The following is a 15,020-nucleotide window of genomic DNA, read 5'->3' as shown; positions in this document are numbered from 1 at the left end:
TGCACATAATCCGCCTGTCAACGAGGGAGATTCGCGCCATGCAGACCATCCATGCCGATCAGGCGCTCCTGCCCACGGGCTGGGCAGAGGACGTCACGGTGGCGCTGGATGAGGCAGGACGCATTGCTTCGGTTGAAACCGGCGGGACGGGCGATACGTGCGTGGGCATCCTGCTGCCAGCGCCTGCGAACCTGCACAGCCATGCCTTCCAACGGGCGATGGCCGGGCTGACGGAACGGCGCGGGCCGGACCCTCGGGACAGCTTCTGGACCTGGCGGCGGCTGATGTATCGCTTCCTCGACCAGCTGACGCCCGACGATATCGAGGCCATCGCCGCTTTCGTGCAGGTCGAGATGCTGGAAGCGGGCTATGCCACGAATGTCGAGTTCCACTATCTGCACCACGACACCGGCGGGCGGGCCTATGCCGATCCAGCCGAGATGTCGGGCCGCATCGCGGCGGCGGCCGAGGACACCGGCATCGGCCTGACGCTGCTTCCGGTGCTGTACCAGTGGGGCGGGCTGGACCACCGGGCGCTGGTGTCCGGTCAGGACCGCTTCGGCACCACGCCCGAGGCCTTCGCCCGGCTGGTCGAAGGTGCGCGCGCCCATGTGGCGCGGCTCGGCCCCGACAGCCGGGTTGGCGTCGCACCCCACAGCCTGCGCGCGGTGGATGCCGATGGGCTTTCCGCCGCGCAGGCGCTGGCGGGCGACAGCCCGATCCACATGCACCTGGCCGAGCAGACCGCCGAGGTGGACGAGGTCCTGGCCGCCACCGGTCGCCGCCCGGTCGAATGGCTGCTGGAGAACGCCCCCCTGGACCCGCGCTGGTGCCTGATCCACGCGACCCAGATGACGCCCGAAGAGACCGTGGCCCTTGCCCGCACCGGCGCGGTGGCGGGGCTCTGCCCGATCACCGAAAGCAGTCTGGGCGACGGCATCTTCGACGGGGTGCGCTGGACGGAGGCGGGCGGCGCCTTCGGCGTGGGCTCGGACAGCAACATCCGCATCTCGCTGTCCGAGGAGCTGCGGACGCTGGACTATTCGCAGCGCCTGCGCGACCGGAGCCGCGCGGCGCTGGCGAGGGCCGAGGCCTCGACCGGCCGGGTGCTGTTCGAGGGCGCCGTGAAGGGCGGCGCGCAGGCGGCCGGACGCGGACCTGCCGGCATCGCGCCCGGCGCCTGGGGCGACCTTCTGGCGCTGGACGGGCTGGGCGTGGACGCCATCGGGCGAAGAGGCGACACGCTGCTGGACAGCTGGATCTTTGCCCGCGATGATCGGGCCGTCACGCAGGTCTGGTCGGCCGGACGCCATGTCGTCCGGGACGGCCGCCATATCCGGCGCGACACGGTCGAGGCGGCTTATGCGCGGGTGATGCGGAAGCTGAGGCATGATCTCTGATCCCGCCCCGCCCGGCGCGGTCCCGCCCTCCGAGGGCAGCCCCGGCACACTGGGCTGGCAAGGCATCCGCGACGTGATGATGGACCGCATCCGCGCGCGTCATTACGCCCCCGGCGCCCTGATCCCGAACGAGGCCGACCTTGCCGCCGAATTCGGCTGCGCCCGCGCCACCGTGAACCGCGCGCTGCGGGAACTGGCCGACGCGGGATTCCTCGACCGCCGCCGCAAGGCCGGCACACGGGTCATCGCCGAGCCTCGCCGCAAGGCCACGCTGGAGATCCCGCTGATCCGCGCCGCGATCGAGGCCTTGGGCGCGGCCTATTCCTTCCGCCTGCTGACGCGCGAGATCGCCCCGCCCCCGCCCGAGGTCCGCATGGCCCTGCGGCTGGAGGATGACGGGCCGCTGCTGCATGTCGTCACGCTGCACCTGGCCGACGCCGTCCCGCACATGGTCGAGGACCGCTGGGTCGTGCTGGCCACCGTGCCGGCGATCGAGGCTGCCGACCTGACGCGCGACAACCCGAACGAATGGCTGGTGCGCAACGCGCCTTATTCCGAGGGCACGATGCGCTGCGGGGCCGCTCTGGCGGGCGCGATGGCCAGTCATCTGGGCTGCACCGCGCGAGAGGCGGTCCTTGTGGTGGAACGCGCAACCTGGCTGGACGGCGCGCCGATCACCTTGGCGCGCCAGCATTACGCGCCGGCCTATGGACTGACGCTGGCCCTGTAAGGCCTCACACCGGTTCGCCCAGGCCTCAGTACTTCGCGGCGATCCTGAAATCGATGCTGCGCGGCTCGCCGTAGAAGTTGAACACCGAGGTGCTGCCGACGCGCTCGTAGTATGTCCTGTCAAGGACGTTGTTGACGCTCAGCGTCGCCGTTACCCGCTCGGTCAGGTTGTAGGACGCCCTGAGGTCCACGACGGCATAGCCGGGCGCCTCGATCGTCGTGGCGCTGCCCGAAAGGGAGTGGGCAATGTTCCGGAAGCCCGAAAAGGCGCGGATGCCGCCGCCCAGGCTCAGCTTGTCCCAGCCCGGCTGGTCGAAGCTGTACTTCGTCCAGACCTGCAGCATGTGCTGGGGCGTGTAGAACTCGGACCCGGCCGCGGTCTCGGTGTTGTCGTAGTCGGTGTCGCTGTAGGTGTAGCCCGCCGAAAGCTCCCAGTTGGGCGCAAGGTTGCCGGTCGCCTCAAGCTCGACGCCCTGAACGGTCGCCTCGCCCTGCGCCAGGACATAGCCGGGGTTCGACAGGTCCGACACGGCGCGGTTCTCGTCACGCAGGTGGAACAGCGCGGCCGTCGCCTTCAGGCCGGGCCGCAGTTCCGCCTTGTAGCCCAGTTCGATCTGCTGGCCGGTGCGGGGGTCCAGCAGGTTGCCGGACACGTCGGTCGTGGTCTGCGGCTGGAAGATCTCGGTATAGCTCGCGTAAACCGAACTGGTGTCGCCGAGGTCGTAGATCAGGCCCAGGTAAGGCGTGACCTCGCCCTTCTCCTCGGCCTCGCTGACGGTCCGGGCGCCGGTGGCCAGCACCGTGGTGGTCGCGGTCGCGTCATACCACGACAACCGCCCGCCCGCGACCACGGTGAACCGGTCGGTCGGCTTGACGCGCCACTGGGCGTAAAGCCCGTACTGCTCGGTCTCGCCCTCGGTCCTGTTCGTGAAGCCAGTGTCGGGCAGCTCGACATCCGCGTTCCAGTCGTCCAGGTCGAAAACGCCCGCGATACGGCCGCGCGCCTCGTCCAGTTCGGTATCATGGCGCCGCCAGTCCATGCCGACGATCAGGTTCGTCTCGCGGCCCGCCAAGGTGATGGGCTTGCTGAAATGGGCATCCAATGACACAGCCTCCTGGTCATAGCTGCGGTGCAGCCATGACAGGGCGCTGACGGTGTTGTCCTGGGCGGCGGGGCCGGCCGCGTTGGCATAAAGGAACCCGACGTTCGCCTTCGAGTAAAGAGCCGAGAACTTGAGATGCCCGCCGTCCTGAAGCCGGTGCTCGACCTCGGCGATATAGTCGGTGATGTCGTTCTCGAAACGGTTCCAGTCCTCCCCGGTGAAGGTGGACCGGTCGAGGTCCAGCAGGTTGCCCTCGGTATCCGTCGGCAGACCACTGGACGGGGCGATGTCGCGCCCGCGATAATTCAGTGCAAAGCTCACCGTGGTCTCGGGCGTCACGTCCATGGCAAGGGCGGTGTAAAAGACACCGACCTCGTTACCGACGTTGTCGATCCAGGAATCGCGCTTGCCCCGCGCGCCCACGATGCGCCAGCGCACGCTGCCGCTGTCGTTCAGCGGGCCGGTCACGTCGGCCTCGATCCGGCGGTTGTCCCAGGTCCCGACCGAGGCGCTGAGGGTCGTGCCGAACACGTCCTGCGGCTGCTTCAGGCCCATGTTGATGGCGCCTGCGGGCTCTCCGGGACCACCGAACAGGCCAAAGGGTCCGCGCAGGATCTCGATGTGGTCGACGGCCGCCATGTCGGGCTGGGTGCCGTAGATGCTGGACAGCGGCGTCAACAGGCCGTTGACGTAAAGCGAGTCGAACTCGAACCCCCGCGAATACAGTGAGGACCGCCCTTCGTCGTTCGACAGGACGTAGATGCCGGGGGTTTCCCGCAGCACCGTGTCCAGCGAGGTATAGCCGCCTTCTTCCAGCCGCTTGTGCGTGACAACCGTGGTGGATTGCGGCATCTCGCGGAAGGACCGGGTGTCCTTGTCGCCCATGCTGATGAAGTCGGTCGTGTAGCTGCCGGTGCCCTCGGTGTCATAGATCGAGCGCAGGGTAACGGTGCCCTGCGTGATCGTTTCCGCAGCCTCCTGCGCCGCCAGCGGGACGGCGGACAAGGGAATGGCGACCGTCGCAAGAAGAATAAGCCGCAGTCTGGTCATGTCGCGGCATCCGTTCGCAGGCTTGTTTATCCTTGGATATTTATCAGGATTACGCCTGCACAACAAGGCGGCGCGCTGGGGCGGCAGGCGGCTGTTGATGCGGGGATACGCGCCCTCAGCCGAAGGAAAGACCCCGATCCCAGGGCGGCACGCCGGCGCAGCGTTCCGCGATCCAGTCCACGAAGGCCCGCAGCCGGGCAGGCGGGCGGCGATTGCTGGGATAGACCACGTAGACGCCGTCCAGCTCGACCGGCGAATGGTCCAGCGTCAGCGGCACGAGCAAGCCCGCGCGCAGGTCGTCGCCTAGGATGAAGCTGGGCTCGTAGACCAGCCCCTGCCCTGCGCGGGCCGCCACCAGCAGCGCGTCGCCGTTGTTGGCCTGCAGGTTGCCCTGGACCGTCACCTGCGCTGCGCGGTCTGCCCCGAAGGCCCAGGTGCGCCCGGCCAGCGCGTGCGACAGCGTGTAATGCAGGCAGTTGTGCCGCGTCAGGTCCTGAACTGTCCGTGGCGCTCCATGCGCGGCGAGGTAGGACGGCGCCGCTGCCAGAACCATTCGGCAGGGAGCCAGCTTGCGGGCGATCAGGTCGCCCTGGGTCAGCCGCCCGATGCGGACGGCGGTGTCCCAGCCCTCCTCGACCAGATCGACGATGCGGTCGTTCAGTCCCAGGTCGAGATGCAAGGCCGAGTGCTGCGCCGAGAACTCCGGCAGCATCGGCGCCAGCACCCGCACGCCGAAGGACACGGGCGCGTTGATGCGCAGCGTGCCGCTGACCTCGATGCGCTCGGCAGCGGCAGCGGCGTCGGCTTCCTCCAGCTCCTCGAGGATGCGATCGGCGCTGTCGAGATAGCGCCGCCCCGCCTCGGTCAGGGTAATCCGGCGGGTGGTGCGATGGACCAGCTTGACGCCCAGCCGCTCCTCGAGCGCCGCCAGATGGCGTGTCGCCATGGTCTGCGACATCCCCAACACACGCGCCGCTGCCGACAGACTGCCCTGCGCCGCGATCTGCGAAAAGACCTGCAGTCCGGTGAAACGGTCCAGCATGATCTATTCCTCTGAGTGTGAGCTGTGATGACAACTCACCGGATTATCAAACTTCCTGCAAGGGCGCATATTGATCCCAACAGGACAAGGAGTTCATTATGCTTGACGCCAAGCGCCGCTCGCGCCCCGAGGGCACGCCCCCCCGCCCCGGCATCACCTCGGCTGGCTCGTCCCTGCGGATCGGCCGGGTCGCCCTGACCGTCCGCGACCTCGACCGGGTCAGCCGCTTCTATCAGGACATCATCGGTCTGAAGCTGATCGACAGTGAGGCGCAGGGCCACCGCCTTGGCGCCGGCAGCACCGTGCTGCTGGAGTTGCGCCACGATCCGCAGGCCCGGCTGGCCGACCGCCGCCAGGCAGGGCTGTTCCACACCGCCTTCCTCGTGCCCGACCGCAGCGCGCTGGCCGACTGGCTGATCCATGCGGCAAGCCGGCACGCGGCCTTGGACGGCGCCTCGGATCACCTCGTCAGCGAGGCGCTGTATCTGACCGACCCCGAGGGCAACGGCATCGAGATCTATCACGACCGCCCCAGCGAGGACTGGACGATCACGCCCGACGGCAGCGTCGCCATGGCGACGCTGCCGCTGGACCTGAACGAGCTTGCGGCGGCCCGCAGCGGCAAGCCCTTCGAGGGGATGCGCGACGACACCATCGTCGGCCATGTTCACCTGCAGGTGGGCGAGCTTGATGCCGCCGAGGACTTCTGGGCCAGCCGGATGGGGATGGGCCTGATGACCCGCTATCCCGGCGCGCATTTCTTCGGCGCGGACGGCTATCACCACCACATCGGCGCCAACATCTGGAACAGCCGCGGCGCGGGTCCCCGTCCCGAAGGCACCACGGGGCTGGCCGAGATCGAACTGCTGGCGAGGCCCGAGGCCGTGGCGGGGATCGCCGGCCGGCTGGGCGCGACGCCCGCCGACACACTGGAAACGCGCGACCCCTGGGGCACGCGCCTGACGATCCGCACCGCCTGACCCCCTCACGACACATCATCACACCAAGAAAGGACTCTCCCATGCTGTCCACCTGGTCGCCCCGCGCCCTTGCCGCCCAGCGGATCATGGCGGGCCTGCTGTTCCTGGAACACGGTCTCATCAAGATGATCGGCTTTCCGGGCCCCGGCCCCGAGACGCTGCCGCCCATGATCCTGACCGCCGGCCTGATCGAGACCTTCGGCGGGCTGCTGATTGTGCTGGGCCTCTTCACCCGGCCCGCCGCCTTCCTGTCCTCGGGCCTGATGGCCGCGGCGTATTTCATCGGCCACGCGGGCGGAGGCTTCTGGCCCAGCGCGAATGGCGGCGAGGCCGCGATCCTCTACTGCTTCGTCTTTCTCTACATCTTCGTCGCGGGTCCGGGCGCCTGGGCGCTGGACAACCGCCGCGGCGGGGCCGCCGGCGTCGCCACCCACGCCTGACACCCGCGGCGCGCCCTTGCCCCCGTCCCGGCGATACGGGAATCTCGGGGGCATGAGCGCGCCGCGACTGCACCCCGAATTCTTCATCCGCCTGTTCCTGGACGGTTCCGTCATGCTGGGCCCCGGCAAGGCGGCGCTGCTGGAAGGCATCGCCCGCACCGGCTCGATCTCGGCCGCAGGGCGCGATCTGGGGATGAGCTACAAGCGCGCCTGGACCTTGGTCGAGGATCTGAACACCATGTTCCGCGAGCCCCTGGTCGAAAGCGCCCGTGGCGGGCCGGGCGGCGGCGGAGCCACGCTGACCGACGCCGGCCGACAGGTCCTGACGCTTTACCGAGAGATCGAGGCCGCTTCGGCGGCCGTCAATGCGGAACGGCTGGCCGCGCTGAAGTCGATGCGTCCGGCCGGAAATAACGGTTGAGCCTTTTCGCAGCTTGGTTATGTTCAGACGAACATATCCACCGAGGCCGCCATGCCCCGCCTGTCCCTCGCCCTTGCCGCCGCCCTTCTCCTGCCCCTGCCCGCTGTCGCCGAGGAGGTGGTCGTCTTCGCCGCCGTCTCGCTGAAGACGGCGCTGGACCCGATCGCGCAATCCTTCCAGCAGGCCACCGGGAACAGCGTGACGATCAGCTATGCCGGGTCGAACGCGCTGGCGCAGCAGATCCTGCAGGGGGCGCCGGCGGACATCTTCATCTCGGCCTCGCCCGAATGGATGGACGAGGTCGAGAAAGGCGGCGAGGTGGCCGGGGGCGCCCGCACCGACCTGCTGGGAAATACGCTGGTGCTGGTGGCCCATGATCCGGATGCCCCGCAACTGACGCCCGCGCCGGGCTTCGACCTGAAGGGCGCACTGGGGGGCGGCAGGCTCGCCATGGCGCTGGTCGATTCCGTGCCCGCCGGGCAATACGGGAAAGAGGCGCTGGTGTCCCTCGGCGTCTGGGATCAGGTTCTCCCCTCGGTTGCGCAGGCAGACAACGTCCGCGCGGCGCTGGCGCTGGTCGCGACCGGAGAGGCGCCCTTGGGCATCGTCTATGCCACCGACGCGAGCGCCGAGCCCCGGGTCCATGTCGTCGGCACCTTCCCGGCGGACAGCCACGCCCCGATCACCTACCCCGCCGCCCTGCTGAAGAACGGCACCGACGCCGCCGACCGTGCCTTCTTCGATGCGCTGGGCGCGCCCGAGGCCGAGGCCGTCTTCCGGGCCCAAGGCTTCACCATCCCGGACTGAGGGCAACTTGGCCGCTTGGCTTTCCCCTGCCGAGTGGGACGCGCTGCGGCTGTCGCTGCGGGTGTCCTTCTGGGCGACGCTGGTCAGCCTGCCTTTCGGCCTGCTGACAGCCCATGCCTTGGCGCGCTGGCGCTTTCCGGGGCACGGGCTGCTGAACGGGCTGGTGCACCTGCCGCTGGTGCTGCCGCCGGTGGTCACGGGCTATCTGCTGTTGCTGACCTTCGGGCGGCGCGGCTGGGTGGGCCAGTGGCTCGACCAGTGGTTCGGGATCGTAATCGCCTTCCGCTGGACCGGGGCCGTCTTGGCCGCCGCCATCATGGCCTTCCCGCTGATGGTCCGCGCGATCCGCCTGTCCATCGAGGCCGTGGACCCCCGGCTGGAACAGGCGGCGGGGACTCTGGGCGCCTCGCGCGCGTGGGTCTGGGCCACCGTCACCCTGCCCCTGATCCTGCCCGGCGTGATCGCGGGCGCGGTGCTCGCCTTCGCCAAGGCGATGGGAGAGTTCGGGGCCACCATCACCTTCGTGTCGAACATCCCCGGCCAGACGCAGACCCTGCCCTCGGCCATCTACAGCTTCCTGCAGGTGCCGGGAGGCGAGGCTTCGGCTGCGCGGCTGGTCGTCATCTCGGTCATCGTCGCCATGTCGGCGCTGGTGGCCTCGGAGTGGCTCGCCCGTCGGGCCACGCGGCGAGTGCAGGGGCGATGAGCCTGTCCGTCGCGCTGCGCCACCACTTCGGAGGTTTCACGCTGGACGTGAGCTTTGACGCGCCGCCCGGAGTCACGGTGCTGTTCGGACATTCCGGTTCCGGCAAGTCCACGGTGCTGAACGCGGTGGCGGGGTTGCTGCGTCCCGAGGCAGGGCGGATCGCGGTGGACGGGACGGCGCTGACCGATACGGCGCGCCGCATCCACCTGCCCCCGCACCGCCGACGGCTGGGCGTGATCTTCCAGGACGGGCGGCTGTTCCCGCACCTGACCGTGCGGCAGAACCTGCGCTATGGCCGCTGGTTCTCGCTTCGAGGCATGCGGCGCACCTCGGAAGGCGCGGTGATCGAAATGCTGGGCATCGGCGCGCTTCTGGACCGCGCGCCCGCGACGCTGTCGGGGGGCGAACGCCAGCGCGTCGCCATCGGCCGGGCACTTCTGGCCGAGCCGCGCCTGATCCTTGCCGACGAGCCGCTGTCGGCGCTGGACGACGACCGCAAGGCCGAGATCCTGCCCTATCTGGAACGCCTGCGCGACGACTGGCGGGTGCCGATGCTGTATGTCAGCCACTCGCCCGTCGAGGTAGCCCGCATCGCCACCACCGTCGTGATGCTGGATGCGGGCCGCATCACCCGCATGGGACCGGCGGCCGAGGTGCTGTCTGACCCGGCCGCCGCCGGGCCGGGCCGAGAGGCGGGCGCGGTGATCGAGGCCACCGTCACCACACATCACCTCGACGGCGTGACGGAACTGCGCGCGGGCGGGCTGCCCCTGTTCCTGCCGACGCTGTCCGCCCCACCCGGCGCGCGGCTGCGGCTGCGGATCGCGGCGGCGGACGTGATGCTGGCGCGGGGCCGCCCCGAGGGGCTGTCGGCGCTGAACATCCTGCCGGGGATCGTCGAGTCCGTGACCGATCGCGGCGGCGCGGTGCTGGTCCGACTGTCCACCGGCGCGGGGCCGATTCTGTCGCGGATCACCCGGCGCTCTGCCCTTCAGCTTGGCATTGCGCCCGGCGAGGCGGTGACGGCGGTCGTGAAATCCGTGGCCCACGAGGCGGCGGACGTGGGCCGCGCGCCTTGGGCAGCGGCCCGCCCGCCGGGTGAGGGTCAGCCGTTTCCGATGCGATAATAGTCGCGGAACCAGTCCACATACTGCCTCACGCCGTCGGGCACCTCGGTCTGGGGGGCATAGCCCGACAGTGCGCGCAGAAGGGTCGTGTCGGCCCAGGTGGCGGGCACGTCGCCGGGCTGCATGGGCAGCATCTGCCGTTCCGCCGGACGGCCCGCTGCGTTCTCGATCGCGGCGATGAAGTCCAGCAGCGGCACGGGCGCCCCGTTGCCGATGTTGACCACCCGGAAGGGCGCGACCGGGGACAGGCTGTCGAAATCGCCCGCGGGCTTGTCCCCCGGCACCGCGTCGATCAGCAGCCGGATCGCCCGCACGAGGTCCAGCACGAAGGTGAAGTCGCGCTTCATGTCGCCGTGGTTGAAGACCTTGATCGGCCGGCCTTCAAAGATGGCGCTGGTGAACAGATAGGGCGCCATGTCGGGCCGCCCCCAGGGACCGTAGACCGTGAAGAAGCGGAACATCGTCACCGGCAACCCGAAGAGATGGGCATAGGAATGCGCCATCGCCTCGTTCGACTTCTTGGTGGCCGCGTAGAAGGACATCTGCGTGTCCGCCTTGTCGGTTTCCCGGTAAGGCATTTTTGTGTTCGCGCCATAGGCGCTGCTGGTCGAGGCCAGCAGCATGTGCCTGGGCGGATGGGCGCGCGCGGCTTCCAGCAGCTCGAAGGTGCCCAGCAGGTTCGCCTGCACATAGGCGCGCGGGTTCTGGATCGAATAGCGCACGCCCGCCTGGGCCGCGAGATGGACCACCGCCTCGGGACGTTCCTCGGCGAAGAGGTCCGTCAGCAATCCGGGATCTTCCACGGACCCGCGCACTGGACGGTAGTTCGGATTGTCGAGCAGCTGCGCTTCGCGCGCCGCCTTCAGCGCGGGGTCGTAGTAGTCGTTGTGGTTGTCCAGTCCCACGACCCGCCAACCCTCGTCCAGCATGACCCGGCTCAGGTGGAAGCCGATGAAACCGGCCGCGCCGGTAACGAGGATGGTGCGCATGGGGCTCAGTCCTGTCCGAAGAGGTCGCGGGTGTAGACTTTGTCCGCCACGTCGCTCAGGTCGGGCGTCAGGCGGTTGGCGATGATCAGGTCGGCTTCGGCCTTGAACTGATCGAGGTCGCGGATCACGGGCGAGTTGTAGAACAGTTCGTCCTGCAGCACGGGCTCGTAGACGATGACCGGAATGCCCTTGGCCTTGATCCGCTTCATGATGCCCTGGACCGAGCTGTCGCGGAAGTTGTCCGAACCCGCCTTCATCACCAGCCGGTGCACGCCCACGACCTTGGGCTGGCGCGCCACGATCTGGTCGGCAATCACGTCCTTGCGGGTGCGGTTCGATTCCACAACCGCCGCGATCAGGTTCTGCGGCACGGTGGCGTAGTTGGCCAAAAGCTGCTTGGTGTCCTTGGGCAGGCAGTAGCCGCCATAGCCGAAGCTGGGATTGTTGTAATGGCAGCCGATGCGGGGATCGAGGCACATGCCGTCGATGATCTGGCGCGCGTCGAGGCCGTTGGTCAGCGCATAGCTGTCCAGCTCGTTGAAGAAGGCCACGCGCATGGCCAGAAAGGTGTTCGAGAACAGCTTGACCGCCTCGGCCTCGGTCGAGCCGGTGAACAGCACCGGCACGTCGGGGTCCAGGGACCCCGCCGCCAGCAGCTCGGCAAAGCGCCGCGCCTCGGGCGTCGTGTCGCCCACGACGATGCGCGAAGGGTGCAGGTTGTCGTGCAGCGCACGGCCTTCGCGCAGGAACTCGGGCGAGAAGAGGATCCGGTCCGTGCCATGCTCGGCTCGCATCCGTTCGGTGAAGCCCACCGGAATGGTCGATTTCACGACCACGGTGGCCTCGGGCGCAAGCTTGCGGGCCTGGGCGATCACACCCTCGACCGTCGAGGTGTCGAAGCGGTTGGTGCGGGTGTCGTAATTCGTCGGCGTGGCGATGATGACGTAGTCGGCGCCTTCCAGCGCCCGGGCGGCGTCGGTCGTCGCGGTCAGGTTCAGGTCGCGGTTCTTCAGGAAATCGGTGATGTCGGCATCCTCGATGGGCGAGACGCCTGCCTTCACCTGGTCCACGCGGCCGGTGTTGACGTCCAGCGCCACCACCTCGTCCCTTTGCGCCAGCAGGACGGCAAGGGAAAGGCCCACGTATCCCAGGCCGACAACAGCGATCTTCATGGTCTGCTTCCTAAGCTGCAATTCACCATTCTCTTAGCAGAAACTTGCGTATAATCCATGCCCTATCGGTCCGAGCCCGCTCGCCGGACACAAAGTCCGGACCCTTGCCATGCGATTGATGATCACCTCCATGCGCGACGAGGCGCCCTTCATTCTGGAATGGGTCGCCTATCACCGCCTGATCGGATTTACCGATTTCCTGATCTATTCAAATGACTGCGCGGACGGGACGGACGCCCTGCTGGACCGGCTGGCCGAGCTCGGGATCGTCACCCACGTCCCCAATCCCCGCCGCGGCCGAAAGACGATCCAGTGGCAGGCCCTGTCGCGGGCCAGGAACCACAAGCTGGCACGGCGGGCCGAATGGATCATGGTCGCCGACGTGGACGAGTTTCTGGTGATTCACGCAGGCGCGGGGACGCTGGACGACCTGTTCGGGACAGCGCCCCAGGCGCAGGGATTCGCCATCCCCTGGCGGATGTTCGGCAGTTCCGGCCGGGTCCGGTTCGAGCCCGAGCCGGTGACCGGGCAGTTCACGCGCGCCGCCCCCGACGACATGATCTGGCCTTGGAGGGCCGCCCAGTTCAAGAGCCTGTTCCGCAACGACCCGCGCCTGACGCGGCTGGGCGTCCACCGCCCCCAGACCGACGACAAGGACGAGGTGCTGGAGGGCTGGGTGGACGGCAGCGGCCGCCCTTACCGGCTGGACAGGTCCGCCGTGGCCCAGACCGACCCACGCCGTTATGCGGTGGCGCAGGTCAACCACTACTCGGTCGGCTCGGCCGAGAACTTCATGGTCAAGGCAGAACGGGGGCGGCCGAACCGGATGCACCTGCCGATCGACCTGGGCTACTGGGTCGAGCGGAACTTCAACGAGATCGAGGACCGCCGCATCCTGCGCCATGCCCCGGCCCTTCGGGACGCCATGGACGCGCTGCTTGCCGATCCCGAGCTTGCTCGACTGCACCGGGCGGGCATCGCCTGGCGCCGGGACCGGATCGCCGCGCTGCTGGCCGACCGGGACAGCCTCATGCGCTTCTCGTGGCTGGTCCAGTCGCCCACCACCCCGGTGCTGCCGATGGAAACGCAGATCCTGCTTTCGAAAATGTTGCACAACAGCCTGTTGTCGGAAGGGCGCAGTTGATCCGTCTTTGCGCGCAGGGGTGGAGTGGCGCGCAACCTCGGGTTAAACAGGCGCCTGACCTGTCCAGCGAGAGATTCCCATGCAACTCGATCGACGCCCGGTAGCCTCGCTGTGGATCGGCGACCGGCTGCATTACCTCAACCAGCTCTGCCTCAAGTCGCATCTGCTGCACGGGCATCCGGTGACGCTGTACTGCACCGGCAAGGTGGACAATGCGCCCGAGGGCGTGGAGATCCGCCCGGCGTCCGAGATCATGGACCTGGACATGCAGCTGGTCGAGGATACCTCGGCCTCGTTCCTGTCCAACGTGTTCCGCTACAAGATGATCCGGAAGACCGGGGCGCTGTGGATCGACTGCGACGCCTTCTGCCACAAGCCCTTCCCCGAGGACTGGGATTATGTCTTCGCGGGCCACGGAATGCGCGGCGCGCTGAACTGCGGCGTCGTCGGGCTGCCGCGCGAAGGCCGTCTGATGGACCTGCTGCTGGATTATTACGACAATCTGCCCGCCTATCCGGCCTGGTGGAACAAGAAGCAGCGCAAGCAGATGGACAAGCTGACCGAAAAGGGCGGGCTGTCCCATGCCGCGGCGATCTACAAGACCGAGCGCACCGCCTTCGGCCCGCAGGCCTTCACCTGGTTCGCCCAGCAGACCGGCGACATCGAGAAGGCCATGACGCCCGACGTGCTGTATCCGGTGCCCTTCCAGTTGAACGACGTGTTCTTCGACCCTCACGGCCGGGTCGAGGGGCATTTCACCGACAGGACCGTCTCGGTCCATCTCTACACCAACGGCACAAAGCCCTGGTGGCGGAAGAACCCGCCGCTTGCGAATTCCTATGTCGCGCGCATGTGCGAGCAGGTCGGCATCGACCCTGCGGCGGCGCTGGAGGAATAAGGGCTGGCCCGGGCCTCTCCGGGTCATGACGGCGAACAAGGGAGAGCCCCGGTGAAGCTTGTCTTTTCGGCGATGAAGGACGAAGGCCCCGACGTTCTCGAGTGGGTCTGCTACCAGCGCGCCGTCGGCTTCGACGAGGTGCTAGTCTACACGAACGACTGCACGGACGGCTCGGACGACCTGCTGGACGCGCTGCAGGCGGCGGGGCTTGTCCACCACCGCCGTCACAGTGTGCTGGGGCAGGATCTCGCGCCGCAGGACGCGGCCGCCCGCCTGATGATCGACGATCCAGTCTATCGCCGGGCAACCTGGGCGCTCTGGGCTGATGCGGACGAGTTCCTGCTGCCCCTGACGGTCCCCGACGTGCCCGCGCTTGTGACCGCGCTCGAGGATCGCGCCGCCGATGCCATGGCCTTGCCCTGGCGGAACTTCGGCAGTTCGGGCCATGTGGATGTCCCCGAGGGGCTGGTCATCGAAAACTTCAGCAAATCCTCGGCCGAGCTGACGCGGATGGAACGCACATTCAAGTGCCTGTTCCGCACCTCCAACCAGATCGAGCAGTTGTTCGCGCACCGCCCTATCTGGTTCGCCGGGGCCAAGGTCCGCATGGTCGCGCAGGACCTGAGCCCGCTGCCCGACGAGGCCGCAGGCCGGATCAAGGAAAACGGCCGCCCGGACGAGCTGCTGCCGCGCGAGATCAAGAAGCGGCCGCGCGTCGCCCAGATCAACCACTACCCGGTCAAGTCCTTGCGGCAGTTCCTGCTGAAGCGGACGCGGCGGTCGGGCCTGGGCAACAAGGGACGCTTCGCGGACGGCTATCTCAACCGCTTCGACATCAACGAGGCCGAGCGCACCGAGATCCACCGCTTCGCCCCTGCCGTGCGCGCGATGATGACCGAAGCGCTCGCAGGCCCCGCGGTGCGGGAGGCCCACAGCGCGGCCGTCCGGCTGCGGGATGAGCGCGTGGCCCGCACCGATCCCGCGCAGATCTCGCGCGAGGGCTGAGGGACAA

Annotated in this window: 15 protein-coding genes; 11 read left to right on the top strand and 4 right to left on the bottom strand. The window is 68.3% G+C overall.

Annotated elements, in window-relative coordinates:
- Nucleotides 1-38 precede the first annotated feature (38 nt).
- On the top strand, nucleotides 39-1,400 hold the full coding sequence (locus ACFFII_RS12475) for a formimidoylglutamate deiminase (RefSeq protein WP_377699201.1): 1,362 nt from the start codon (nucleotides 39-41) through the stop codon (nucleotides 1,398-1,400).
- A complete protein-coding gene (gene hutC, locus ACFFII_RS12470) occupies nucleotides 1,390-2,130 on the top strand; it encodes a histidine utilization transcriptional repressor HutC (RefSeq protein ID WP_377699200.1) in 741 nt (246 codons plus the stop codon). Before ACFFII_RS12475 ends, hutC begins: the two co-directional genes overlap by 11 nt.
- A 25-nt stretch (nucleotides 2,131-2,155) precedes the next feature.
- Here hutC and ACFFII_RS12465 read toward each other — a convergent pair whose 3' ends face one another.
- Nucleotides 2,156-4,282: a TonB-dependent siderophore receptor gene (locus ACFFII_RS12465; RefSeq protein WP_377699199.1), complete on the bottom strand. Its 2,127-nt coding sequence runs from the start codon at nucleotides 4,280-4,282 to the stop codon at nucleotides 2,156-2,158.
- 115 nt (nucleotides 4,283-4,397) lie between these two features.
- Entirely contained in the window at nucleotides 4,398-5,324 is a 927-nt protein-coding gene (locus tag ACFFII_RS12460; protein ID WP_377699198.1) for a LysR family transcriptional regulator, read from the bottom strand.
- Between the two features lie 98 nt (nucleotides 5,325-5,422).
- Here ACFFII_RS12460 and ACFFII_RS12455 point away from each other — a divergent pair, with 98 nt between their 5' ends.
- The 6 genes from ACFFII_RS12455 to modC are packed head-to-tail and all read left to right on the top strand — an operon-like array spanning nucleotide 5,423 to nucleotide 9,805.
- Nucleotides 5,423-6,304: a VOC family protein gene (locus ACFFII_RS12455; RefSeq protein WP_377699197.1), complete on the top strand. Its 882-nt coding sequence runs from the start codon at nucleotides 5,423-5,425 to the stop codon at nucleotides 6,302-6,304.
- A gap of 41 nt (nucleotides 6,305-6,345) precedes the next feature.
- Nucleotides 6,346-6,744 (top strand): DoxX family protein, encoded by a 399-nt coding sequence (locus ACFFII_RS12450; protein ID WP_377699196.1) that lies wholly within the window; start codon nucleotides 6,346-6,348, stop codon nucleotides 6,742-6,744.
- A gap of 52 nt (nucleotides 6,745-6,796) precedes the next feature.
- Nucleotides 6,797-7,165, top strand: coding sequence for a winged helix-turn-helix domain-containing protein (locus ACFFII_RS12445; protein ID WP_377699195.1), 369 nt, complete (start codon nucleotides 6,797-6,799; stop codon nucleotides 7,163-7,165).
- Between the two features lie 51 nt (nucleotides 7,166-7,216).
- Nucleotides 7,217-7,972, top strand: coding sequence for a molybdate ABC transporter substrate-binding protein (modA, locus tag ACFFII_RS12440; protein WP_377699194.1), 756 nt, complete (start codon nucleotides 7,217-7,219; stop codon nucleotides 7,970-7,972).
- Nucleotides 7,973-7,979: 7 nt separating this feature from the next.
- A complete protein-coding gene (gene modB, locus ACFFII_RS12435) occupies nucleotides 7,980-8,678 on the top strand; it encodes a molybdate ABC transporter permease subunit (protein WP_377699193.1) in 699 nt (232 codons plus the stop codon).
- Nucleotides 8,675-9,805: a molybdenum ABC transporter ATP-binding protein gene (gene modC / locus ACFFII_RS12430; protein WP_377699192.1), complete on the top strand. Its 1,131-nt coding sequence runs from the start codon at nucleotides 8,675-8,677 to the stop codon at nucleotides 9,803-9,805. Before modB ends, modC begins: the two co-directional genes overlap by 4 nt.
- On the opposite strand, the gene ACFFII_RS12425 is transcribed toward modC, so the two are convergent.
- Nucleotides 9,784-10,794 (bottom strand): NAD-dependent epimerase/dehydratase family protein, encoded by a 1,011-nt coding sequence (locus ACFFII_RS12425; protein ID WP_377699191.1) that lies wholly within the window; start codon nucleotides 10,792-10,794, stop codon nucleotides 9,784-9,786. The genes modC and ACFFII_RS12425 overlap by 22 nt on opposite strands.
- 5 nt (nucleotides 10,795-10,799) lie before the next feature.
- Complete coding sequence (locus ACFFII_RS12420) at nucleotides 10,800-11,966, bottom strand: nucleotide sugar dehydrogenase (RefSeq protein WP_377699190.1); 1,167 nt, start codon at nucleotides 11,964-11,966, stop codon at nucleotides 10,800-10,802.
- A gap of 109 nt (nucleotides 11,967-12,075) precedes the next feature.
- Here ACFFII_RS12420 and ACFFII_RS12415 point away from each other — a divergent pair, with 109 nt between their 5' ends.
- The 3 genes from ACFFII_RS12415 to ACFFII_RS12405 all read left to right on the top strand — a co-directional run bounded on the left by ACFFII_RS12415 (nucleotide 12,076) and on the right by ACFFII_RS12405 (nucleotide 15,013).
- Nucleotides 12,076-13,110 (top strand): glycosyltransferase family 2 protein, encoded by a 1,035-nt coding sequence (locus ACFFII_RS12415; RefSeq protein WP_377699189.1) that lies wholly within the window; start codon nucleotides 12,076-12,078, stop codon nucleotides 13,108-13,110.
- A 79-nt stretch (nucleotides 13,111-13,189) separates the two neighbouring features.
- Nucleotides 13,190-14,008, top strand: a complete 819-nt coding sequence (locus ACFFII_RS12410; RefSeq protein WP_377699188.1) for a hypothetical protein — start codon at nucleotides 13,190-13,192, stop codon at nucleotides 14,006-14,008.
- A 51-nt stretch (nucleotides 14,009-14,059) separates the two neighbouring features.
- Nucleotides 14,060-15,013, top strand: a complete 954-nt coding sequence (locus tag ACFFII_RS12405) for a glycosyltransferase family 2 protein (RefSeq protein ID WP_377699187.1) — start codon at nucleotides 14,060-14,062, stop codon at nucleotides 15,011-15,013.
- The last annotated feature ends 7 nt before the right edge of the window (nucleotides 15,014-15,020 follow it).

It is taken from the genome of Paracoccus niistensis, assembly GCF_042432925.1.
Classification (GTDB): Bacteria; Pseudomonadota; Alphaproteobacteria; order Rhodobacterales; family Rhodobacteraceae; genus Paracoccus; species Paracoccus niistensis.
The sequence above is the reverse complement of the archived record's forward strand: the minus strand, read 5'-3'. Positions and strand labels throughout refer to the sequence as shown.